At 60.2% G+C, this 21,906-nt stretch carries 17 protein-coding genes; 6 read left to right on the forward strand and 11 right to left on the reverse strand.

Translation table 11 applies throughout. The features are described from left to right. Positions 1–49 precede the first annotated feature (49 nt). Positions 50–1,159 carry a DNA topoisomerase IB gene (locus I2I05_RS15770; RefSeq protein WP_196283221.1) on the forward strand — a complete coding sequence of 370 codons (1,110 nt, stop codon included), beginning with the start codon at positions 50–52 and terminating at the stop codon, positions 1,157–1,159. A 102-nt stretch (positions 1,160–1,261) separates the two neighbouring features. Here I2I05_RS15770 and I2I05_RS15775 read toward each other — a convergent pair whose 3' ends face one another. Both I2I05_RS15775 and I2I05_RS15780 read right to left on the reverse strand, forming a co-directional pair. Then, the gene (locus I2I05_RS15775; RefSeq protein ID WP_196283222.1) at positions 1,262–2,818 is read right to left on the reverse strand and encodes a hypothetical protein; all 1,557 of its coding nucleotides are present in this window, start codon (positions 2,816–2,818) and stop codon (positions 1,262–1,264) included. 73 nt (positions 2,819–2,891) lie between these two features. Beyond that, positions 2,892–4,514, reverse strand: a complete 1,623-nt coding sequence (locus I2I05_RS15780) for a hypothetical protein (protein WP_196283223.1) — start codon at positions 4,512–4,514, stop codon at positions 2,892–2,894. Between the two features lie 171 nt (positions 4,515–4,685). Here I2I05_RS15780 and I2I05_RS15785 point away from each other — a divergent pair, with 171 nt between their 5' ends. Next, complete coding sequence (locus I2I05_RS15785) at positions 4,686–6,287, forward strand: hypothetical protein (RefSeq protein ID WP_196283224.1); 1,602 nt, start codon at positions 4,686–4,688, stop codon at positions 6,285–6,287. Here the strand turns inward: I2I05_RS15785 and I2I05_RS15790 are convergent. Both I2I05_RS15790 and I2I05_RS15795 read right to left on the reverse strand, forming a co-directional pair. Next, complete coding sequence (locus I2I05_RS15790) at positions 6,275–7,003, reverse strand: spheroidene monooxygenase (RefSeq protein WP_196283225.1); 729 nt, start codon at positions 7,001–7,003, stop codon at positions 6,275–6,277. The genes I2I05_RS15785 and I2I05_RS15790 overlap by 13 nt on opposite strands. A gap of 106 nt (positions 7,004–7,109) precedes the next feature. Then, a complete protein-coding gene (locus I2I05_RS15795; protein WP_196283226.1) occupies positions 7,110–7,619 on the reverse strand; it encodes a pyridoxamine 5'-phosphate oxidase family protein in 510 nt (169 codons plus the stop codon). Between the two features lie 113 nt (positions 7,620–7,732). Here I2I05_RS15795 and I2I05_RS15800 point away from each other — a divergent pair, with 113 nt between their 5' ends. Continuing rightward, positions 7,733–8,329 (forward strand): acyl carrier protein phosphodiesterase, encoded by a 597-nt coding sequence (locus tag I2I05_RS15800; RefSeq protein WP_196283227.1) that lies wholly within the window; start codon positions 7,733–7,735, stop codon positions 8,327–8,329. A 181-nt stretch (positions 8,330–8,510) separates the two neighbouring features. On the opposite strand, the gene I2I05_RS15805 is transcribed toward I2I05_RS15800, so the two are convergent. Beyond that, entirely contained in the window at positions 8,511–9,026 is a 516-nt protein-coding gene (locus I2I05_RS15805; RefSeq protein WP_196283228.1) for an FKBP-type peptidyl-prolyl cis-trans isomerase, read from the reverse strand. Between the two features lie 212 nt (positions 9,027–9,238). Here I2I05_RS15805 and I2I05_RS15810 point away from each other — a divergent pair, with 212 nt between their 5' ends. After that, complete coding sequence (locus I2I05_RS15810) at positions 9,239–10,381, forward strand: SMP-30/gluconolactonase/LRE family protein (RefSeq protein WP_196283229.1); 1,143 nt, start codon at positions 9,239–9,241, stop codon at positions 10,379–10,381. 48 nt (positions 10,382–10,429) lie between these two features. Here I2I05_RS15810 and I2I05_RS15815 read toward each other — a convergent pair whose 3' ends face one another. The 4 genes from I2I05_RS15815 to I2I05_RS15830 form a co-directional block, all read right to left on the reverse strand. Beyond that, the gene (locus I2I05_RS15815; protein ID WP_196283230.1) at positions 10,430–11,440 is read right to left on the reverse strand and encodes an energy transducer TonB; all 1,011 of its coding nucleotides are present in this window, start codon (positions 11,438–11,440) and stop codon (positions 10,430–10,432) included. 69 nt (positions 11,441–11,509) lie between these two features. Then, entirely contained in the window at positions 11,510–13,498 is a 1,989-nt protein-coding gene (locus I2I05_RS15820; protein ID WP_196283231.1) for an AAA domain-containing protein, read from the reverse strand. Positions 13,499–13,891: 393 nt separating this feature from the next. Continuing rightward, complete coding sequence (locus I2I05_RS15825; RefSeq protein ID WP_196283232.1) at positions 13,892–14,251, reverse strand: Imm51 family immunity protein; 360 nt, start codon at positions 14,249–14,251, stop codon at positions 13,892–13,894. A gap of 75 nt (positions 14,252–14,326) precedes the next feature. Beyond that, complete coding sequence (locus I2I05_RS15830; protein WP_196283233.1) at positions 14,327–14,881, reverse strand: hypothetical protein; 555 nt, start codon at positions 14,879–14,881, stop codon at positions 14,327–14,329. Between the two features lie 100 nt (positions 14,882–14,981). Here I2I05_RS15830 and I2I05_RS15835 point away from each other — a divergent pair, with 100 nt between their 5' ends. Both I2I05_RS15835 and I2I05_RS15840 read left to right on the forward strand, forming a co-directional pair. After that, positions 14,982–15,452 (forward strand): hypothetical protein, encoded by a 471-nt coding sequence (locus I2I05_RS15835; protein ID WP_196283234.1) that lies wholly within the window; start codon positions 14,982–14,984, stop codon positions 15,450–15,452. A 132-nt stretch (positions 15,453–15,584) separates the two neighbouring features. Beyond that, positions 15,585–19,211: a DEAD/DEAH box helicase gene (locus tag I2I05_RS15840; RefSeq protein ID WP_196283235.1), complete on the forward strand. Its 3,627-nt coding sequence runs from the start codon at positions 15,585–15,587 to the stop codon at positions 19,209–19,211. Positions 19,212–19,227: 16 nt separating this feature from the next. On the opposite strand, the gene I2I05_RS15845 is transcribed toward I2I05_RS15840, so the two are convergent. Both I2I05_RS15845 and I2I05_RS15850 read right to left on the reverse strand, forming a co-directional pair. After that, a complete protein-coding gene (locus I2I05_RS15845) occupies positions 19,228–20,148 on the reverse strand; it encodes an FKBP-type peptidyl-prolyl cis-trans isomerase (RefSeq protein ID WP_196283236.1) in 921 nt (306 codons plus the stop codon). A gap of 197 nt (positions 20,149–20,345) precedes the next feature. Further along, entirely contained in the window at positions 20,346–21,767 is a 1,422-nt protein-coding gene (locus I2I05_RS15850) for a Glu/Leu/Phe/Val family dehydrogenase (protein WP_196283237.1), read from the reverse strand. Positions 21,768–21,906 lie beyond the last annotated feature (139 nt).

The following is a 21,906-nucleotide window of genomic DNA, read 5'->3' on the forward strand; positions in this document are numbered from 1 at the left end:
CTTGCGTACTACGCCAGTGCCCACTTTTCAGGGCTCCTTTCTCCTCCCTATGCCGACTACCACCGCTCCCCGTTCCAAAACCAAAAAGAAGACCCTTGTTCCTCAGGAAGAGGCGCATGTGGTGTACAAAGACCCGGCCCGCCAAGCACAAATGGCAGGCCTGCGCTACGCCACCGACCAAGGGCCCGGCATCACCAGAAAAACCACGCGAACCGGCAGTTTTACTTACCACGACGCGAAAGGCCAAAAAATTACCGACGCGAAAACGCTGGACCGCATTGTGAGCTTTGTGATTCCGCCGGCCTGGGCCGATGTCTGGATTGCGGCGTCGCCAACCGCCCACCTGCAGGTAACCGGGCGAGACAGCCTGGGCCGCAAGCAGTACCGCTACCATACCGCGTGGGACGAAATGCGGAGCCTGACCAAGTTTTCCCGGCTGCGCACCTTTGGCGAAAAGCTAGCGGCGCTGCGCGCGCAATTCAACAAAGACCTCCGCCGCCCAACCTTGGACCGCGAGAAAGTGGTGGCCCTGGTGCTGACCCTGATGGACCAGTCCTTCATCCGGGTGGGCAATAAAGAATATGCCAAAAAGAACAAGAGCTACGGCCTCACCACGCTGCGCGACAAGCACGTGGCGATTGAGGGCGCTGACGTGAATTTCAGCTTCGTGGGCAAAAAAGGGGTGCCGCATGACGTAACCCTGCACGATGCCCGCCTGGCCAAACTGGTGCGCAAGTGCAAGGAAATTCCTGGCCAGCACCTGTTCCAGTATTATTCCAGCGACGGCCAGCGCCACGCCCTCGAATCGGGCGATGTGAACGAATACCTGCAACGCCACACCGGACTGGCCCTGTCAGCCAAGGACTTTCGCACCTGGGGCGGCACCGTGAAAATGGTGCAGTGCCTAGAAGCCGTACTGCACGAGGAGCCCGATTTGGCCCCCGAAAAAGTGGTGAAAAAAGCGGTGAAAGAAGTTGCCACCGGCTTGGGCAACACACCCACCGTGTGCTCCAAGTACTACATTCATCCGCAGGTGGTGGAGTTATTCAAATCGGGGCAACTCATTGAATACTTGCGTAAGCACGATGCCGAAGCTGCCCCCGGCGATTTGCTTACTCCCGTGGAACGGCTAGTACTGAAGATGTTGGAAGAAGCGTAGCCGCACCATTGCTGGTGTTCCATTCCTGGGATTGTGGTCGTTGGCAGATAGTCGTAATGTGTTCAGATTGCTTGCTTTGCTATCTCGACAATAAGCCGCCGACTACTCCTTGGGCGGTTGGTCGTAGGCGCTTTTTGCTGGTGCGCTGTCTTGGCTAAAACTGGCACCACGACCAAGAAAGTTGGTTGGTAATTCATCGGTGCCCGGCCCGCCGTAAAGGCGCAAGGCAGGAAGCCGCACGGGTTGGTTGCCGTGCTGCTCAATGGTGAAGATATCATTGCCTGCGAGCCCTTCCAGTTGAATTGTGCGGGTTTCGGCGGGCAAAAAAGTGCGGCGAAACTGGGGGGGCTGGTCAGAACTCCCCGCCGTAACCAGCCGCACCGTCACCACCGTGGAGTCACGGTAGCGATGAATTTCGAACCGTTCGGCCTGGGCGGTGCCTCCAACAAGCACATGCTGGGCCAACTGCCGGTAGTAGGCTGCTGCAAAAGCAGGCAAAGCGGCTCTGCGGGCTTGAAGGGCGGAGATAATGCCCGGGCCTTCCAAGGCAAAGGCGGCGGCCGGCATCCGGCGCACGGCCCGGCCGATGAGGGAATCGGGTAGTTTCTGCTGCATCGCCCGTGCGGCTGCCTCAAAATCGGCCCGCGAGAGCTGGTTAAGACTCCGCTCGTCCAGGTACTTGCCGTTCGACATCAGATGGGCAATATTGGGATAGCGCGGCCGGAAAGTGGTCCAGTGGCGAATGGCCAAATGCCCGATTAGCCAACCCAGCACTCCGTCATCGAGCCGATAAAAAACCATGTCCCGGTCTTTGGGCAGCGGCAAAATGCTGGCGAACCCGGCATTGGGCTGTGTTCGGACCAACCAGTTCCACTGGCCGGCGTGCCGGTCCCAGTCACCCAGCCAGCCGTCGAGCAACCGGGCCCGCAGCAAGGCCGCTTGGTCCATGCGCTGGTTGGGGCTTGCGAACACCCCCGTAAATGCCGTTGTGCTGCTGGCCGGGTTTCCCGCGCCGCTGCTGGGAGGCGCAACGGCGTATTTTTCTTCCAGATAAGCGAGTTGCCCCCGAAAAAGGCGCAACGAATCCGTTTGAAAGAAAGCGTCATCGGGCCGCACGTAGTAGAGGCTGGGCTGCGCCCGGGCCACGCCCAGCGCTTGCGCAAATGGCGGCACAACCAGCGATGCGTAAGGGTTGGTAGACGACACATTATCGCGCAGCACATTCACTAAAAAAGTGCCTTGCAGCAGCTTGGGCGTAGCCCTGATGGGGTCTTTGTCCACGGTACGCAGGACGTAGCCCTGACCCGTGGGAGTACTTAAATTGAGACTGGTGCTGTTGAACCCGCCGCCCACTTTGCCGGGCCTCAAGCCACCCGGTTGAGCGGTGGCGAGGCGCAGTACGGGCGCCGCGATGGGGGCAGCCCAGGTGCTCCGGTAGTGCCGGCCAATCAGCGCGTGGTACAGGCGGCCATGCCGGGCATATTGCCGGCCCGCCGTGACGCCATGCACACTATCGGCCGAAGCCGAAAGGGGCTGCGCAAGGGCCGAATCCGGCCGGGCGTCGGCTTGGAAGTACTGTTTTCTTACGCAGCCGGGACCAATTACTAGGCAGGCCAGCGCACCTATGAGCACTACAGAAGTTTGAAGAGGCGACGGCATTCGGAAATTGTGTGCAGTACTAAGGAGCTTTCTGAAAAATCACCCCATGGTACCCAATGGCTGAGATTTCGAGTTAGCGACCTTTGGTGTCGAGGGTGCGGTCGTAGGGGAGACGTTTTTTCTTGGGCGGCTGGGGCCGCGGGGCTTGGGCGGCGGTCAAATCTGAGGTTTCATCGTAGAGTTTGAGCCGATTGCCCGAGCCTTTTAAGCGAAGTATGTCCTGTCCGGCGCCACCGTACACAAGCAATGCGATGGGTCGGCCGGCGCCTATAGTTTCTAGCTCGAATACATCGTTTCCACTCAGCCCTTCCAAGCTGAGCTCGCGCGTTTCGGCATTGAAATACGTTCGCCGAAATTGCAGCGAATCCCGGCGGGCGACCTTATTCGGGGCGGTTGAAAACACGCGCACCGTGGTAGAATCGGGATAGCGCTGCACCACAAACCGTTCGGCCTGAGCGGTGCCGCCCACCACGGGCTTGCGGGCCAGCGTCAGGTAAAAGGTTTCGGCGGCTTGGGGCAGCGTTTCGCGGCGGGCTTTAAGCGCGCTGCGCAGGGTAGGACCTTCGAGGGCGTAGACGGCCGGCGGCAAGCGGCGCAGGGCCCGTTCAATGAGCGAATCGGGCAGGCGCCGCTGTAAGTCGGCCGCGGTGCGGCTAAAATCGGTGCGAGTCATTTGTTTGAGGCCGCGCTGGTCGATAAAGTCGCCTTGCTGTACCAACCCCGCTACGTTACCGTAGTTGGGTTTGAACGTTTGGAACCGGGGAAGAATGAACCGCCGGCTGACAAACCAGGGGATTATGCCGTCATCAAACCGGAAATACACTTGGTCCCGGTCTTTGGGAATGGCTTGGTATCGGACGCGGCCATCGGGTTTCTTGAATTCGGCCCAGTCCCATTGGCCTTCGTGGCGGTCCCAGTCGCCCAGCCACACGTCCAGCAGGCGGGCCCGCAAGAAGGCGGGCTCATCGATGGTATGCGCGGGGTTGGCGTACACTTGTTCCAACACGGACTCACCGCCTTTAAAGTCGGTGGCGCCAGCGAGGTCGGCCGTACGCGAGGCCAGAGCATCGTACTTCTCTTCCAGCAAGGCCACTTTGCCCTGAAACCGTTCCGACATTTCGCCCAACCCGGTTTCATCCTGCCGCACATAAACTAGCCGCGGCCGGGTATGAGGCACTCCGGCCGCTTGGGCAAAGGGTGGCACCGTGAGGGCGCCGTAGGGCATAGCGGCGGATGTGGCATCGCGCACCGTATTCAACAAAAAACTGTTTTGCAGAAACTTAGGCAACGTTTTGACGGGGTTCTTATCCAATGCCCGCAGCGCGTACTCTCGTTCTTTGGTGCCCTCCATCGTCATGCTGATGCTTTGGAATCCCCCGCCGGGCTTGCCGGCTTTCAGCCCCCCGGGAGCGGCAGTGGCCAGCTGCAGCACCTGCACCTTGGCGGGCGCGGCCCACACCGGCCGGTAGTGATGCCCCCAGAAAAACTGGTAGAATTTGGAGTAGCGGTTGTACTGGCGGCCTGCTACGGTCAGCACGCTGTCGGTGGCGGGAGGCAGAGGCTCGGAACTGCCGACGCCAATGCGCGCATCGGGCTGAAAAAAATCACGCCGGGCGCAGCTGGTAGTCGCCAACGCCAGTCCGAACAGTAAAAGACAGAAATGAGAAACCGGCGGTTGGGCGGAAAGTGGAGGCATCCGGAGAATTAGGGGGCGGGATTTGGGCCTTTAACGCAAAACCCTGCCAAAAGTCGACCATTGGGAAGCACAACCGTACAACCATTGGCCATGCGTTTGCGGTATAGGCAAGGCAAGGCCGCCGTTTTCAGCCCGTACAAGGGCGCGATGGCCTTGGAAAATTCATCGGCTATGTCCAGGATATTTGATAGTTGCGCCGGCTTTATCCGTGGGTTGGCTTGCGCGGTTGCCTTGTTGCCGATGGCTTGCAACGGCCAAAACGCTGCCCGCAATGTGCCAACCCAATGGGCGCCTGATTCAACCACCGTGCGCCGGGCCGCCGGGCCCGAGTACAACCGGGGGGCCGTGTGGCGCTTCTTTTGGGGGCAGCATTATCGCGAGATATGGGCCACGCCCGTTACGGTGCCAGTGTTTCGTTTGGCCACTGCCGTGCCGGGGGGCTTGGTGCCGCTCCAAGCGGGCGGCAGCTACCAAAGCCGAACCTTGCGCCTGCGCGCCGCTAGCGGCCAGGAGTACGTGTTGCGTTCCGTCGACAAAGATGCCAGCGCCGCTTTCACCTCCAGCTGGCAGCGCTGGCTGCTGGGCGGGCTCATGAAAGACCAAACCAGCGTGGCCCAGCCCTACGGCGCCTACGTGGCCGCCCAGTTGGCCGAGGCGGCAGGAGTTTACCACACCAATCCGCGGCTGGTGTACCTGCCGGACGACCCGGCGCTGGGCAAGTTCCGGGCAGCCTATGCCAACGACCTGTACCTGCTGGAAGAGCGGCCGGATGGCAACCAGCGCACCGTGGCCAGCTTTGGCCACTCGCCCGCCGTGCACAGCACCGGCCTGATGCTGGCCACCATCCACGAGCGGCCCAGTGCCCAGATTGATGCGCGGACTTACTTGCGGGCTCGCCTGCTGGACGTGTGGCTGGGCGACTGGAGCCGCCGAGAAGACCAGTGGCGTTGGGCCAGTTTTACCCACGCCGGCCGAATGACCTACCGGCCCATCCCGCGCGACCGCGACCAAGCCTTTTTTCTATTCGACGATGGGTTCTTTACCCGCATCATTTCCTGGTTCGTACCAAAGTACCAGAGCTTCCACGCACGCATTCGGCCCGGCGCGATTGATGGCCTCACGGCCACGGCCCGCTCCCTCGACCGCACATTGCTGGGCACGCTCACCGCCGAGGACTTTCGCCAAGTGGCCGATTCGCTGCGGCTGCGCCTGACGGATGCGGCCATCGCCCGCGCTTTTACCGCGGGCCCGCCCGAAACCCGCGCCAGCATTTCGGCTTATTTCGAGCCCTTGCTGCGCGCCCGCCGCGAGCAACTGGCCGAGGTAGCCCAGAGCTATTACAAGCTGCTGGCCGAGGAGGCGTGGGTGGTAGGCACCGACTACGCCGAGCGGTTTGTGCTCAGCGATGCCGGGCCGGGCCGCTTGCGGGTGAAGGTGTTTGTTCAGCGGCCCAACCAAGCCGATAGTCTGGTCACGGAACGCACGTATGACCGCCGGGAAACCTCGGCCGTGGAGCTGTATGGATTGGCGGGTAATGATATTTTTGAGGTGCTCGCGCCCTGCAAATCCGGGGTGGCGGTGCACGTTTTTGAAGGCGCAGGCCGCAACCAGCTTGTGAGCCCCCGCCAGAAAAATTCCGAAGTTTCTGACATTACGTGGCACACCAGCCCCAGCGGAACCACCATTAATCCTACGAAGGGAGTCACGGTCAAAACCACTTCGGATTCGACCGTAACCAATGCCCGGAGTTGGCTGTCGCGCTACCGGCTGTAAGACTCAGGTGCCGCGAGTAGCCCCGCCAGCGGGTCTTGCCCATCCAAGGTGCCGCTGCTGGCCAGCACCTGGAACCTAGCAAACAACTCCTCGCCGTACCACTGCTCGCTGCGCGTGAGTTTGATGACTTCCCGATGACGTACATCGCGGTAGGCGTATTCCTGCATGGCCTGCGCCGACTCCCATACGCTGAACGTGGCCTGCCGCACCAGCGGCAGCTCGCCCAGGCCAATGGCGGCGCGCACGCCACCGGCCTGTGCCAAGGCCGCGCTGGTGGGTTCGACAAACTGCCAGAACCGGGGCGTTTTGCGTAGGCGGATGCTAGCGCGGGTGAGCACGGCCAGGGGCGCGTTTTCGGCCGGTAGTTGGGAAATGGGATAGTCAAACGGCGTTTTGCCGTCCCACAGGCCGTGCGCTTTCAGGGGCGCCAGCTGCACCGTCCACATTTCGCTGCTTCGTACCTTGTATGTCGCCCATAGTGAATGCTGGCCAAAAAAAACTGCTGCCGCCGCGGCATCTTCCCACACGCCCATGAAACCGTAGCGGTCCAGGTTGGGCCAGAAGCCGAATCCGTTGTTGGCGCCGCTGCCCATCAGCTTGAAAAAACGGAGGCCCGGTACGCGGTGCAGGGAAGCTGGAGAAGTGCCCATCTGGGCCAAACCCCAGCGCCGATTGCCGGGCTTGAGGGTGAATACGGTGAGGGTGGTGTGTGGCATGCAGGCGGCGGGCCAGCGGCCAGTTGGCCCGCCAGCGGATTTCAATCAACAAAAAAAGGCCGGAATTGCTTCAGGCCTTTTTTGACGCAACTGGAATGCGTGGAAATTACTTCGGAATCACGACCGATTGCCGGTCGGGGCCGGGTTGGTCGCGCTCGCCGGTCACCACGGCCTTCACGTAGGTGTAGGCGCGGAGCAGAGTCGAGTTAGGCGAATCCCAGAACTCGCCTTTGGTAATCGTAACTTTAAGCAGGGCAATGTTCGGGTCGTCGGAGCCGTTCGGGAACCAGCCGCGGAGGCCTTCGCTCCACAGTTCCTTGATTTTGGCGCGGTCCGTCACCACCTGGGCCGTGCCGGTGATGGCCACGTACAGGTTATCGTCTGGTTTGGAATAACCCAAATTGATGTGGCGGTCCTTCTGCAACTCGTCTACTTTCTGCGAGTCCAGCTCCGTGAAAAACCACAGGGTGCCGTCGTCCTCCGGCTGGCTGGTATACATGGGGCGCGAGTGCAGCTCGTGGCCGTTCTCAACGGTGGTCATCATGGCAATCTTGATGTCCTTGATTTTTTCGACGAGCTTTGATACGTCGTGGCTTACGGCAACTTGGTCGGCCATGGGAATAGGGTCTTAAGGGAATGAGAAGAAAGTAATGAGTTGGGTTTACGGCCTTGGTCAGTACTTGTTTCTTACTGTTGTGATTTCTGAAGGACCTGCCTGCTCTCAAACCCATGAATTTTCTCGCGCACTTGTTTCTCTCCGGGCGGCCCGGAACACCGGCGTACGCTGATGTGCTGCTGGGCAACTTCATTGCCGACTCCGTGCCCGGCAAACAGCTGGAAAACTACCCGCCGGGCGTGCAAGCCGGTATTCGCCTGCACCGGGCCATCGATACTTTTACCGACCAGCACCCCGTGGTGCGGCGGGCCACCCAACGCCTGCGCACTGCCGGCTATGGCAAATACGCGGGCGTGATTTCCGACATGTTTCTCGACCATTTTCTGGCCCGAAAGTTTGCGGAGTTCACCCCGGAAAGCCTCGCCGATTTTGCCCAGCGCATCTACGCCCTGCTCAATGCCCGCCAGCCCGAAATGCCACCCCGCGTGCAGCATTTCCTGCCCTACATGACGCAACACGACTGGCTGCTAAGCTACGCTGACGTTGAGAGTATTGCCCGGGCGCTAAATGGCCTAAGCCGCCGCGCCTCGCCGGGTTCCGGCATGGAAACGGCAGTGGTGGAATTGCAGGCCAACTACGCGGCCTATGAAGCTGACTTTGAGGAGTTTTTTCCGGAGCTGCAAGCGCAAGTCGCGGGCTTTTTGGGGTGAACAGAGCGGTTTTAGGGATAAAAAAGAACGTCCTACTGAGCGCCGCCGAAGCGACTCTACCGCAGTAGTAAATGACTACTCTTCGCGGTAAAGATGCTTCGGTGGCGCGCAGCAGGACGTTCCTGTTTTCAGCCGTTGGTGCTGGAAGGGTAGCTGAATTTCGACGCTGAAATCCTGAAACCTAGTGCTGGTGGCCGCCTTCGCCGTGGGCGTGGCCGTGGGCCAGCTCGTCGGCGGTCGCGTCGCGTACGGCCTGCACTTTGCCCACAAAATGCATGACCATGCCAGCCAGCGGGTGGTTGAAGTCCATTTGCACGGCCGTGTCGCCGATGCTCACCACCTTGGCCTGCATGTGGTTGCCTTCGTTGTCGGCCATGGGTAGGAAGTTGCCTTCCTGCAGCATCTCCTCATCCAGCTTGCCGTCGATGAGAAATACTTCCTTGGGAATTTCGACTAAGGCCTGCTCGTCGTACTCGCCGTAGGCCTGCTCGGGGGTAAGGCTGAACTGGAAATCGTCGCCGGGGTTTTTGCCGTCGAGCTGGGCTTCGAATTCCTCGGGAAGGCCGCTGTGGCCGAACAGGAAAACCATGGGCGCATCGGCTTCGGCCGATTCTACCAATACTTTTTCCTGGTTCTCGTCGGTCACGCTCAGGTCGTAGGTGATGGTGACAACTTTTTTGTCGCTGATTGTAGCCATGGGGAGGGGGGCGGCTGGCAGCACCAGCCATTGGAGTTATTGGGAAGAAATTTCAGGCAAGATAGGTACGCAAAAACCGTGGAAAGGCCAAATGCTGGGGTGTTGCCAGCCCATTTGCGCAGTGACGGCGCGTAACTCAATCAAAGGCCCCGCGTTATGAGAACCGGAGGCACAGCCCCATTTGGATTGTCAGTCGATTTAAATTTCTACCCATGCGCACGCTTTTTTCGTTGCTACTGAGCGGCACCCTGCTGGCCGGTTGCCAGCAAAACCCACCCACTACGGAGGCCGAAGCCGTCGCCAAGGAAGCTGTGGTCAGAACCGATTCTCCGGCTTCGGCCGCGCCGGCGGACAGTGTGAGCCGGATTGGCACTCCCAGGCTACTGTTTTCATTAGACGAAGCCCACAACACGCCCGATGGCATGGCCCTGGCGCCCAATGGCAGCATTATTCTATCGGTTCCAAACCTGGCTGATAATTCCAAGCCAGCCTCGTTAATGGAGATAGTAGGGGAAACCATCCGGCCCTACGCTACCAACTTGCCTGTGGAGCCGAGCACGAAAAAGGCAGCGCCCATGGACCTGGCCTTCGGGCCCGACGGGCACCTCTACTACGCCGAAAATCAATACGAAAACGATAAGAATTTTAAGTCGCGCCTGATGCGCGTGCAAATTGCCAACGGCAAGCCCGGCAAGATTGAAACCGTGGCCGACGGCTTTGCCTTGGCCAATGCCGTGGCCTGGAAAGGCAATACGCTCTACGTAACCGACAGCCAGTGGGACCTGCCCAAAAACGACAAGGGCAGCGCGATTCTGCGCTTTTCCTTAGCTGAACTGAACAAAGGCGTGGTGCACCTCAGGCCGAAGACGCAAGACCCGCACATGCTGGCTTTCTTTACCACCAAAGTGAACGAAACCGGCCTTGACAACGGTGCCGATGGCTTGGACTACGACAGCCAAGGCAACCTCTACACCGGTTCTTTCGGCGACGGCACACTCTACAAAATCACGTTGAAGCCCGACGGCAGCCTAGCCAAACAAGAAGTGCTGTCGCTCAAAGGCAAGCAGATTCCCTGCGTCGACGGCCTGATTATCGACCGCAGCACCGATAAGCTGTATCTCTGCAACTCCCGCGAAAACGCCATTGAAATGGTGGACTTGCGCAACGGCAACGCCGTGACCACCCTGGCTCAAAACGGCGACACCGACGGCGCGGGCGGCCTGCTCGACCAGCCTGCCGAGGTGCTGATGAAAGGCAAGCGCCTCTACATCGCCAATTTTGACAAGCCGGATAAGAATTTTATTAACACGAAGTCGGACGCCCCGCACACGATTTCGGTTATTGAATTACCGTAAGAACAAGCCGCGTAGTGGACACGACGACACCGGTAGGCTCGCCCTGAATTATTTGCAAAATTTAGCCAGCCATTCATCGGCGTCCTTCGAACCCAGCGTTTTCACTTGTTGCCAGTCGGTACAAGCGTTTTGAATTTGGTTGCTTTCCTGGTAGCAGGTGGCCCGGTGGTAATAGGCATCAATTTCGTAGGGGTCAAGCTGAATGCAGACGGATAACAGCGCGATGGCGGACTGGTATTCTCCCTGATTTTTCAGTTTGATGGCCATGTTATATTTCTGGTCGTAGTCCATCCGCGTGGCGAAAGTGGAAAACTTGAATCGGATTTCTTTTTCAACAGCTACCGTGTTGCCATCGAGCATGGCCGGTCTCCATAAGCCATCCGTTTTCCGAATAGCTTTGACAAATTGCTTGTCAAAAGCTTGGTTTCGGCCTTTGTGAATTTGAATGGTATCAAGCTTGCCAGAGGGCAACACCACGAAACTGGCCACGAAAAAGCCAGCAACGCTGCTTGATGCATGCAACGCACTAATGTTGTCAAGGAGGAAGGCATCCAATGAAGACTTCAACTGAAGTTCCGGAGTCAGTTTTTGGCTTTCCTTGTAAACGAGTTTGTCCCGGCGGTAAACGGCGGTTTCCTGTTCTGCAGGCAGGGTGTTTTGGTACTGTTGCTCGCGGGTAAAGGTGTACCGAATGGCGGGTTCATCGGTGCCTGCGCTTGCTTCCTCAAGCAAAACCAGGTGGGCACTGTCAATCGACTCTACAGTATAAGTATTGATGCCAAAAACCAGCGTATTGCTCTTGATGGCATAGGCCATTGCAAACCCTTTATCCCTGAAATCGACGCTTTTAAAGCCCTGGCCGTTTTTATAGAAGCTAAAGCGCAGGTAAGCTTTTTTGGAGCGAAAAGTAATCGGCAGCTCTTCGCCTGTTTTGGCTTGGATACGCGTTTTTATCCATGAGCCGAGCAATAATTCCGACGCAGACTTTGCCCTGGAATTACTGCTCGGTAGATACGCAAAGAGTGATAGGAGGCAGAAAAAACGTATGAACCCTTGCATGGATGAATCCGGTGCCAAAGCCTGCTGCAGAGTATTTTCTGCAGCGACTAGCGTTGCGCAAGTTGAGAATTAATCCTGCAATTCCCAGGCCGTGCGGTAGCCGCCGATGCGCTCGATGTATTCCAGCATGGCCTTGAAGAAGGGGTTGGAACTGAGCGTGGAGGAGTCGCCGACGAGCAGGAGCTTGCGGCGGGCGCGGGTCATGCCCACGTTCATGCGGCGGATGTCGGAGAGGAAACCGATTTCGCCGTGGTTGTTGCTGCGGGTGAGGGAAATGGCGATGATGTCGCGCTCCTGGCCCTGGAACGAATCGACGGTGCCCACGCTGAGCATGCGGTGGGCCAGCAGGCCGTTTAGCTCGTCGTTTTCCTCAATGGCGTCCTTGAGGTAGTTGAGTTGGGCGCGGTAAGGAGCGATGACCCCGATGGTGAGCAGGTCTTCTTCGTGCTCGGCCTGGTCGTAGGGCTCGAGGAGCTGGGCGAGGCGCTTGAGCAGGAGGTCGGCTTCTTCGGGGTTGGCGGTGGAGCGGCTTTCGGGGATGGTGATTTCCTGGAAGCCGAAGCCGGCAGTGTCGAGGAACTCAACGGGCAGGTCGGGGGCAAAGCTCAGGTCGTAGGCGTCGAGGCCGGCGTGGCGCACGGTGTGGTGGGCTTCGAGCTGGCCCTCGTAAAACTGCTCGGAGCTGAACTCCATGATTTGCTCGTGCATGCGGTATTGCACGGTAAGCATGCGGGCCGTGGCGGGCTGGCGCTTGATGCACTTTTCGAACAGGGTTTCGCGCAAGCCGTCGCGGGCGGCTTTCTCGCTTTTCACCGTGGGCGGGAGTTGGTGGTGGTCGCCGGCCAGCACCACGCGCTTGGCTTTGGCAATGGGAATCCAGCAGCCGGGCTCGAGGGCCTGGGCGGCTTCGTCGATGAAGACGGTTTCGTAGGTGAGGTGGCGGATGTTGCGGTTGGAGGCGCCGACCAAGGTGCAGGTGATGACCTGGACGGATTCAAGCAGGTCTTCGGTGATGTAGCGTTCGAGGTCGTCGGCTTGTTGAAAGAGCAGGCGGGCTTCTTCCTTGAGCAGGCGGCGCTGCTGCTGCTCCTCGTAGCCGAAGTTGCGGACGTGCTTGCTGGCGGTTTCGCGGTATTGGTCAGCGGTTTGGCGCATGGAGCGCATCTCGTTGTAGCTCTTGTGCGCCATGATTTGGGCGTCGAGGGTGTGCTCGAGCAGCAGGTCGGAGACGCGACTGGGGTTGCCCATGCGGATAACGTTGACGCCGCGCTCGGCCAGCTTTTCGGTGAGCAGGTCCACAGCCGTGTTGCTGGGGGCGCACACGAGCACGCGGCGCTCGCGCCGGATGGTTTCCATAATGGCTTGCACCAGGGTGGTGGTTTTGCCAGTGCCGGGGGGGCCATGGATGATGGCCACGTCCTGGGCGGCCATTACGTGGCGCACGGCGGCGAGCTGCGAGTCATTCAGCGGGCTGGGGTAGAAGAGGTCATCGGCTTTTTCCTGGCGGAAGCGGGCTTCTTTGGCGCCGAGGAGGACGTCGCGCAGCTCGGCCAGCCGGTCGCCGTAGGCGCCCATGACTTTGCCCAGGGCGTAGTCCATTTCCCGGTAGCTGACCTCGTCGAAGGTGAGGTCGATGCCGAGCTTGCCGCCGTCGAAGACCCAATCGGGGAGGTCTTCTTTGGTAGTGGCGAGCAGTAGCTTGTTGCGGCGCACGCTGGTAATGACGCCGCTGAGGGTGGGGCGGTCGGTGGCGGCGCGGCCGGGGACGTTGCCGAATAGCGAGGCGTTTTTGCCCACCTGGAAGAGGTGCAGGCCCTGCTGGCCGGCGGGGCGTTCGAGTTCGAGCACGACTTTGCCGCCGAAGCCGATATCTTCTTTGACGATGGTGACGGGGTACCAAGTGAGGCCGCGCTGCTGGCGCTCGGCAATGCTGGCCTTGGCGTTTTTAAGCTTGAACTGCTCGAGGTCTTCCTTTTGCTCCAACTGCATGAGGGCCTGGGTGTGGCGCAGCTCTTTTTCGAGGGCGTAAGGGTCGGTGGGGGTGAATACTTCGGACAAAAGAATGCGGATTGATTTCGTTGCTGAGGTAACAACGAAAAAGGGAAATGAGTGGCGAAGGTCGGAGGGAATTTAGCCTACTAGCAGCGAACGGCGAAATTGTAAGTTCTGGCTACCAAGACGGATTGGATTTGGAGCAGGATGGGATGGTTTTGGAGCGAGATAAAAACGATTTGGAGCGGGACAGGCTGGATTAAGAGCTTGCCGGAATGGCTTTGAAACGAGGATTGATGGGTTTTGAGTGACCAGGAGTAGATTTGAAGGTGGCCGAATATCTTTTGGCGTGACCCGGGATGGGTGCGGAGTCGGTGGGCGTTACCGGTACGCAGGCCGGGGCTGAAAAGAGTGTTTGGCGGGCAGTGGTTTGTACTTAGGAGGGATTGAGCGGGTGGCTCAGGCGAAGAAGTCGTCGGGGTCGGTTTGGCTGAGGTACTTCTGCAGCTGGGGGAGGGTGCCGAAGAAAGGCAGGACGCAGGCGAGGAATTGGTCGGCGACGGCTTGGCTGGGAGCGTAGGCGACGAAGGTGTGGCCGCCTTCTTCGAACTCAATTTCATCAAGCAGTTCCGGTTGATGTTCTTCGATGATGGTTTCGATGTGCTCGACCCAGGACTCTGCGGTGCCGCCGAAGCCGTGGTGTAGGAAGAGGGCGTAGTATTCTTCGAGCCCGCCGACGTCGGCGAAGATGGCGAGTTGGCGCTCGGGGGGCGTGGGCGGCGGCAGGTGCGCGATTTGGAAGGGGAAAGTGGAGAGCATGTTTGGGAGTTTTGGGGCGGCTACCGGTTGGACTGCCCAGGGCGGGCAGACCGGGGACTAGCTGGAAAAGTACGGCTATTTGCGGCGGGCCGGCGGGGCTTTGCGGCGGTTGAGAGCCACTGCCAGGCCGATGCTGACCACCGCCAGGAGGGCAATGAGGGCGTCGCGCACAAACTGGCCTTGCTTGACTTCGGCTATTTCGGCTTCGAAGTCGCGCTGGCGGGCAAGCTGTTGTTTTTCGCGCTGACGGAGGTTTTCGGTTTCGTTCTGCAGCTCGGAGAGGCGCTCGGAGGTGTTGTTGCGGTCGTCGCGGCTCGTGCTTTCCAGGTGCGTGGTAGTGGCGGCGAGGCGTACGGAAGTTGTGCGGGCCTGACGGGCGGTGGAGTTGAGGACGTCGACAATTTGTTGGTCTTTGTCGACGATGCCCTGGAGGGCGTCGACCACTTCCTGCAGGTCTTTTTTGGAGGGTTTGTTGCCAAAGAGGCTGTGGCGCTGGGCGCTGGCTGCAGCGTATTGGCGGGTGAGTACGGACCGTTCGCGCAGCAGGGCGGGCAGGCGGCTGTCGAGCACCAGCGAATCGGTTTGGCCGAAAGCGGCGCTGAGCGGGGCGGCGCAGAGGAGGCCGAACACGGCGACCGAAAGAAAAAAGGGCCGTTTGGTGGGCTTCTGCGTTCTTTGTGGCAGCGATGGGACGGAGGGCAGGCAGGCAGTCATCAACAATTTTGTGGTCATGAGAAATAAAACATGGCTCCTTTGGGGAGTTTTGGGGGGAATGATGGCCGGGTGCAGCACCAGCCAAAAAACACCAACGCTGTACGGTACGTCGGCCGTGCCCGCGGTGGCTAACGCAAACGCGAGCAGTACCGTGCTGCCGTTTGTGGTGCGCGGGGTGAGCGAGGACGCCACCTACGGCTACACGGCCGAAAACCCGGTGCGGGTGGGTGGCGGCCGCACGGCGGGCGCCCGCAATCAGCAGCGCTACCTGAACGCGTTGAAAGGCCCGAATGGCCAAGACGTTACCTACGCGCGCCAGGCCAGCTGCTGCGCCTTCAAAACGCGGCGGGGCGCGGTGGACAATACGGCCTTGCTAGACGTGTACCAGGTGACGTGGGCGGGCAAAGCTACCCCCGTGACGCTGTACATAAATATGTATCGGGGCGGGCGCTTGCTGGCGCCGCAGGGGTTCACGGGCGCCCGCTAAGTGTGGGGCGGCGAAATGCTGGGGGCGAAATGCTGGGGCCGTGCCTGTTACTTTTAGCGAAGCGGCACGACGTGCTTAAGGGGTAGCTGCCCCGCTTTGTAAATTAGGATTTCTGCTCATTTTCTACCCCAGATGCCCACTCGCTACTTCCCTCGGCTCGCGGCCCTTGCCACCGACGTGGCCGCCGCGCCCGCCGACCAACTGCCCAAATTGCGCAAGCTCCTCGAAACGGTGCTGCGCGACGAGTGCAAGCGGCAGGAAGCGCCGTTTGTCAACCTCAGCCAGGCCATTGGGCTGGTGGCGTATGAGCGGAATTTGCCGGTGGCGTTGCGCGCCAGGCTTCAGGCACTGCGCTTGGCGGCCAACCTGGTAGTGCACGAAAGCTACGCCGGCACGCCAACGGAGGTGGCAAATGGTTTTGCGGCCGTGGCGGCGCTGGTGCTGTCTTTGACCGGGGCCGTGTACGACGGGCCCGCGCTGCCGGAACTGCCGATACCCGAAACATTGACTGCTGGAAGCAGCCTGCCAGCGGAACAAGCCTTGCTGCCCGATGCCGGCCCGGCGGGCACCGTGTGGCGGGTGAACGTGCTGCACGCCGACGAAGCCACCGGCGAACTGACCGTGGAAATGGCCACACCGGCCGATGGCCGGCCCGCCGCGCCGTTCGGGTTGGTGCTGCCGGTAGCGTATGAAAACGTGCTACCGCTGGCGGCGGCGCTGCACCCCACGCTGCACCTGATTGGGCCGGTGCTGCTGCCGGATGGCAGCGTGCGGGCGCGCCGCGTGGTGCTGGAGCCGGACTATCTGATAAGTGTGACCACCGTGGCTGAGTGCGCGCAACGGGACGGGACAATGCCAGAATGGGCGCTGCTGAACGCATTTTTACCCGATGAAACCTCGCGGCCGCTGGTGCTGGGTAATCTGGTGAACCTGCTGCTGGACGAGGAAGTAAGCCACGCGGCCCGTAAACTAGAAGGCAAAACAAAGCAGGACGAGGCAAAAAACCGGCTTGAGAAACTCCTGGCGCTGCGGGACAGGATAATGCCGTTTGGTGGAGCCCAGGCGGAAGATTCTTCTGAAGAAGCTACTGCAACTAGCACCGCACGGGAAAGCGGTGAGGAATTCGACCTGGAGACTTTCCTGAACAAGCGGCTGTTTCGGACTTCGCCGCTGTCCTTGAGTACGCTGCCGGAGTTTCAGACGCGAACGGGCGTGCCTGAGCTGCTCAACGACTTGCGGCGGCACCACCGGACGCTGCGCGAGACGCGGGCGCAGGGATTTGTGGCCCAAAGCCGTACCGGCTACCAGCAAGAGCCGTTGCGGCTAGCGGATTGCTTCCTCGAACCTACTTTTTTATCGGCTACCTATGGCCTGCAGGGGCGGCTGGATTTGCTGCACGAAAGCAGCACCGGCTACGACTTGATAGAGCTGAAAAGCTCCACCAAAGTGCCGCATGCCGAGCCGTGGAGCAACCACGCGGCGCAGGCGCAGCTCTACCGCCTGCTGCTCGAATCGGTGTTTGGGGCCGATGGGGAGACGGCCGGGCGCGGGCGTACCAGTATTCTGTATTCGAATGCGGCCAGTGGACAGCCCGCCGTGCGGCGCGTAGACCAGGACCAGGAACTGATAGACCGGCTGCTCTCGGCCCGAAACCAATTGGTGGGGACGGAGCTGCAGCTGGCTCGCGCCACCGGCCCGCGCCAAACGGCGCACCTGCTGGCGCCGGTGCTGCATCCAAACTTGATGGCGCTGCCTTCCTTCGGCAAAGCCAAAGCCGAGAAAGTGGCCAACGCCTGGGCCGCGGCCGACCCCGTGGAACGCGCCTATTGCTTGGAACTGGCCCGCTTCACGGCCCGGGAGATGCGCCTGACCCTGCTCGGCGACGAAGCCCGGCCGGGCGATGCCGGTGGCCAGGCCGGGCTGTGGCTGCTACCGCAGGCCCGCAAGCATCAAAACTTCAGCTTGCTGGATGACTTGGTGCTGCTGGAGGACCACAGCAATGCCGAGGACGATGCCCGCGAAGGACTGGGGCCGCACTTGATTTTTCAGCGTTCGGCGGGGGGGCGAGAAGTAAACTTCCGGGCCGGCGACACCCTTATTCTTTACCCGCGCCGCCGCCACGCTCGTGCCGTGGACGGTGCCGATGCGGCTGCAGAAATGGCTGCTACCGCGGCCGCGGCTCATCAGCTCACCGTGCTCGATGCGCAGGTGGTGAAAGTGGTGCTGGCCGAAGACCTGGGCACCGACGGCCAAGTGGTGCTGAGTGTGCGCAACCGGCGCATGGCGCCGCGCTACCTGCTGGGGCATTCGCACTGGGCGCTGGAGCCGGATACGTACGATACCTTCCGGCGGGAATGGGCGGGGTTATCGGCCTTTCTGAGCTTGGCGCCGGAGAGGCGGCGGCGCCTGTTGGGCCGCATTGGGCCGCGCCCGCCCGAAGGCTGGAGCCCGGCCGCCGAGCCGGCCACCACGGCTTCGGAAGTGGTGGCCCGGGCCTTGGCCGCGCCCGACTGGTTTGTGCTCTGTGGCCCGCCCGGCACCGGCAAAACGCGCGCGGTGCTACGGGAACTGGCCGTCAATTTATACAAACAGGACAAGCAAGTGCTGCTGGCGGCCTATACCAACCGGGCGGTGGACGAAATCTGTGAGCAGCTGGTGGAGGCCAAGCTGCCGTTCATTCGGGTGGGCTCGCGGCTGGGGACGGCGCCCATGTACCGGCCCTATTTGCTGGATAATATGCTGCGGGACTGCACCAGCCGGCAGGCCGTGCGTAACCGGCTGGGGACGTGCCCCTTTTACGTGGGCACGGTGGCCAGCCTGCTGGGCAAGCCGGAACTGTTTATGCTGAAGCAGTTCGACATGGCCGTGGTGGACGAGGCCAGCCAGGTACTGGAGTCGCCGATGCTGGCGCTGTTGGCCAAGGTGCGGAAGTTTATCCTCATCGGCGACCACCGGCAGCTACCCGCTGTGGTGGCCCAGGAGCCCGAAACCAGCGCCATTGCCGCTGAATGCGCCGACTTACTGCGCGAAGAACTGGGGCTGACCAACCTGCGCAACTCCTACTTCGAGCGCCTGTTTCGGCGGGCGGAGGCGCACTGGCCGCACGCCCACGGCACCCTGGCCGACCAGTACCGCATGCACCAGGAGCTGGCCGCGCTGGTCAACCAGGATTTTTACGAAAACCAGCTCCGGTGCCCGCAGCCCTGGCAGGCCGCCCCGCTTAGCCGGGCGGCGTGGCCGGTGCCCGATGTAGCCGATGCGTTTGCGGCGGCGTTGCGCTCGCAGCGGGTGGTGTTTGTGCCCACCCGCCGGGTGCCCGAAGATTTATCCATGAAAGAATCGGCCCAAGAGGCCGAGCTGGCGGCCCGCGCAGCCGCCTACGTAGCGCAGGGCTACGGTGAGGCCTTCAACCCAGAAACGACGCTGGGCATTATTGCCAGCTACCGGAACCAGGCGGCCCGCATTCGGGCCCGACTGGCGCAGCTGGCAATGGAGCTGGGTTTGCCGGCGCTGGCCCAGGTTAGTGTCGACACCGTGGAGCGCTACCAGGGCAGCCAGCGCGAGGTCATCATTGTGAGCTTTTGCTGCCATCACGAGCACCAGCTGGAATTGATGGTGTCGCCGGATGAAACTGGGCAGGTGGACCGCAAGCTGAATGTGGCCCTGACTCGGGCGCGGCAGCAGCTGGTGCTGCTGGGCAATGAATTGGTGTTGAGCCGGGCACCGCACCACGCGGCGCTGCTGGCGCGAATCAGCTGATTCGCGCCAGCAGCGGCTACCGCACGTCTACCAACTCCAACTCAAAGCGCAGTACGGTGTTGGGCGCGATGGAAGTGCCGGCGCCGGCCGGACCGTAGGCTTGCGAGGAAGGAATAAATACCTCAGCTTTGTCGCCTTTGTGCATGAGCGTAATAGCTTCTTCAAATCCTTTGATGACAGAATTGCCGCCAATACGGAAGGATAACGGGGTATTGCCATTCTGGGAAGATGCGTCGAAAACGGTACCGTTGGCGTCAAGGAAGCGGCCGGTATATAGTACAGAAACCAAGGAGCCTACGGTAGGCTTTAGAGCCGTTGGGTTCGTGGTGATAGGTAAAAAATAAATGCCAGAAGGCTGCTTCTGTGCAGTTGTGACGTTTTTATCGACGAAATACTTTGTGATTAGCGCGTCGTCGATTGCCTTGTAATCGAGCACTTCGACCTCAAAGCGCACCACAGAATTGGCGGGAATATTTCCATTGGCCCGCGAACCGTATGCCAGGCCTGACGGAATTATCAACTCGGCCTTATCGCCGATGTGCATCAGCGCAATGCCTTCCTCAAAACCGGGTATCAACCGCCCGGCGCCAACCACGAAGTTGATGGGAGTGTTGGCGCGCAGGGAGGTGGCGTCGAACACCGTGCCGGCGGCATCCAGCAACCGACCCGTATAAAGCACCGATACGGTGGTGCCGGGGGTGATTTTTACGCCGTTCGCATTGGTGGTTATCGGCCGGAAATACAGGCCCGAAGGCTGTTTTTGGGCGGTGGTGATGCTGTTGTCCGTCAGGTACTTCTTGATGAGGTTGTCGTCGATGCCGCTGTAGTCGACGACTTCGGGGTCGTCCTTGGTGCAGGATGCCGCAAAAAGGCCGGTAGTAGCCAGAAACAGCAATAAAAAGAACCGATTGAATACGGTGTAAATGGAATGCTTCATGTGCTTTTTTTGTCGAAATTACAGGGTAGAGACCAATCTAGCGTTGCAAGCTGGTGGCCACTCAATCATTCGGTACCCGCTTTGGTTCCGGCCATAAGCTGCCCACACCGCTAATCAACAAAAAGGGCCGGACGCACAAACCGGAAATTGGGATGACCAATTTCCGGTTTGCAACTATTTGACGAATGCATTCGGGCTTACGGAAATATCCCCAGCGACTGGTAGCTGACGCCTACCTTCTCAATGGCACTGTAAAAAGCCGCCGTGCGCAGGTCGCGAATGCCTTTCACCTGGTTCATCACCGACCGAATTTCGTGGTAGGCAACTATCATCGTGTCTTCCAGTCCGGAGCGCACCAAGTCCAGTTCGTCGGCGCCGTGCACGATGAGGGCACGTTCCTGCGGGCTGATGCTCTTGCCCGTGCTCTGCTCTATGGTGTTCACGAGCCGCTGCAGGGAGGCTTCTTCCGCCCGCTTGCCCATACGGCCGAAGCGCACATTGGACAGGTTTTTCAGCCATTCGAAGTACGACACCGTGACGCCCCCGGCGTTCAGGTAGAGGTCGGGGAGCACGACGATGCCGCGCTCCAATAGAATCTTTTCTGCGGCGCGGGTGACGGGGCCATTGGCGCCTTCGGCAATTACTTTGGCTTTGATGCGGGCGGCGTTGCTCTCGTGAATCTGGTTTTCCAAGGCGGCGGGCAGCAGCACGTCGCACTCGTATTCCAGCAGGTCGGCTGGGTCGGCCACGTTTTTGGCGCCAGGATAATTCAGAATCGAGCCGCTGTCGGTGCGGTGCTGCACCACGGCTTCTACGTCGAGGCCGTCGGCGTTGTAGATGCCGCCTTCACGCTCGGCAATGCCCGTTATCAGCGCGCCGTCCTTTTGCAGGAAGTGCGCTGCGTGGTAGCCCACGTTGCCCAACCCTTGCACGATGATGCGCTTGCCAGAAATGCCGCTGCTCAAGCCAATTTTCTTGAGCATTTCACCGTCCGTAAACAGCTCCCGCAAGCCAAAGAATACCCCCAATCCCGTGGCCTCAGTCCGGCCGCGGATGCCGCCTTGGCCCACGGGCTTGCCCGTCACGCAGCCCAAGGCGCTGGTGTCGCCGTATTTGAAAGTGAGGTACGTATCGGCAATCCAGGCCATTTCGCGGCTGCCGGTACCGTAATCTGGGGCGGGCACGTCCATTCCCGGCCCGATGAGGTTTTTCTTGATGAGCTCGCTGGCATAGCGCCTCGTTACGCGCTCCAAGGTCTCGACGGAACTGGTGCGCGGATTGATTTTCACACCGCCCTTGGCTCCACCGAACGGTACGTCGACCAAGGCACATTTAAAGGTCATGAGCGTGGCCAGGGCTTTCACCTCGTCTTCGTCCACATACACGCTGTAGCGGATGCCGCCTTTGCTGGGCAGCTTGTGGTGGCTGTGCTGCACCCGAATGCCCTCAAATACCTGAATTTTTCCCTCAACCTCCACCGGGAAATTCACCTTGTAGATGCTGTTGCAGGCCTTGATTTGGGCCAGAATGCCGGGGTCTAGCTTCGAGAATCCGGCAGCCTGGTCATAGAACTGCAACACGCTGTCGTAAAAGTCTTTCCCTTGTATCGGCTGGCTCATGCTGGCAAGATTAGATGGAGGTTAGCTATTGCTAACGGCAAACCCAACAGCACCGTTGTATTCTTGAAGTCCAGGCCGATAACTGAAAAAACAAGTCGATTTTGTCAACCCCGACGTTCCTAAAATCGGCATTGCCATT

Origin of the sequence: Hymenobacter jeongseonensis, from assembly GCF_015694725.1 — a bacterium.
GTDB classification, from domain to species: Bacteria; Bacteroidota; Bacteroidia; order Cytophagales; family Hymenobacteraceae; genus Hymenobacter; species Hymenobacter jeongseonensis.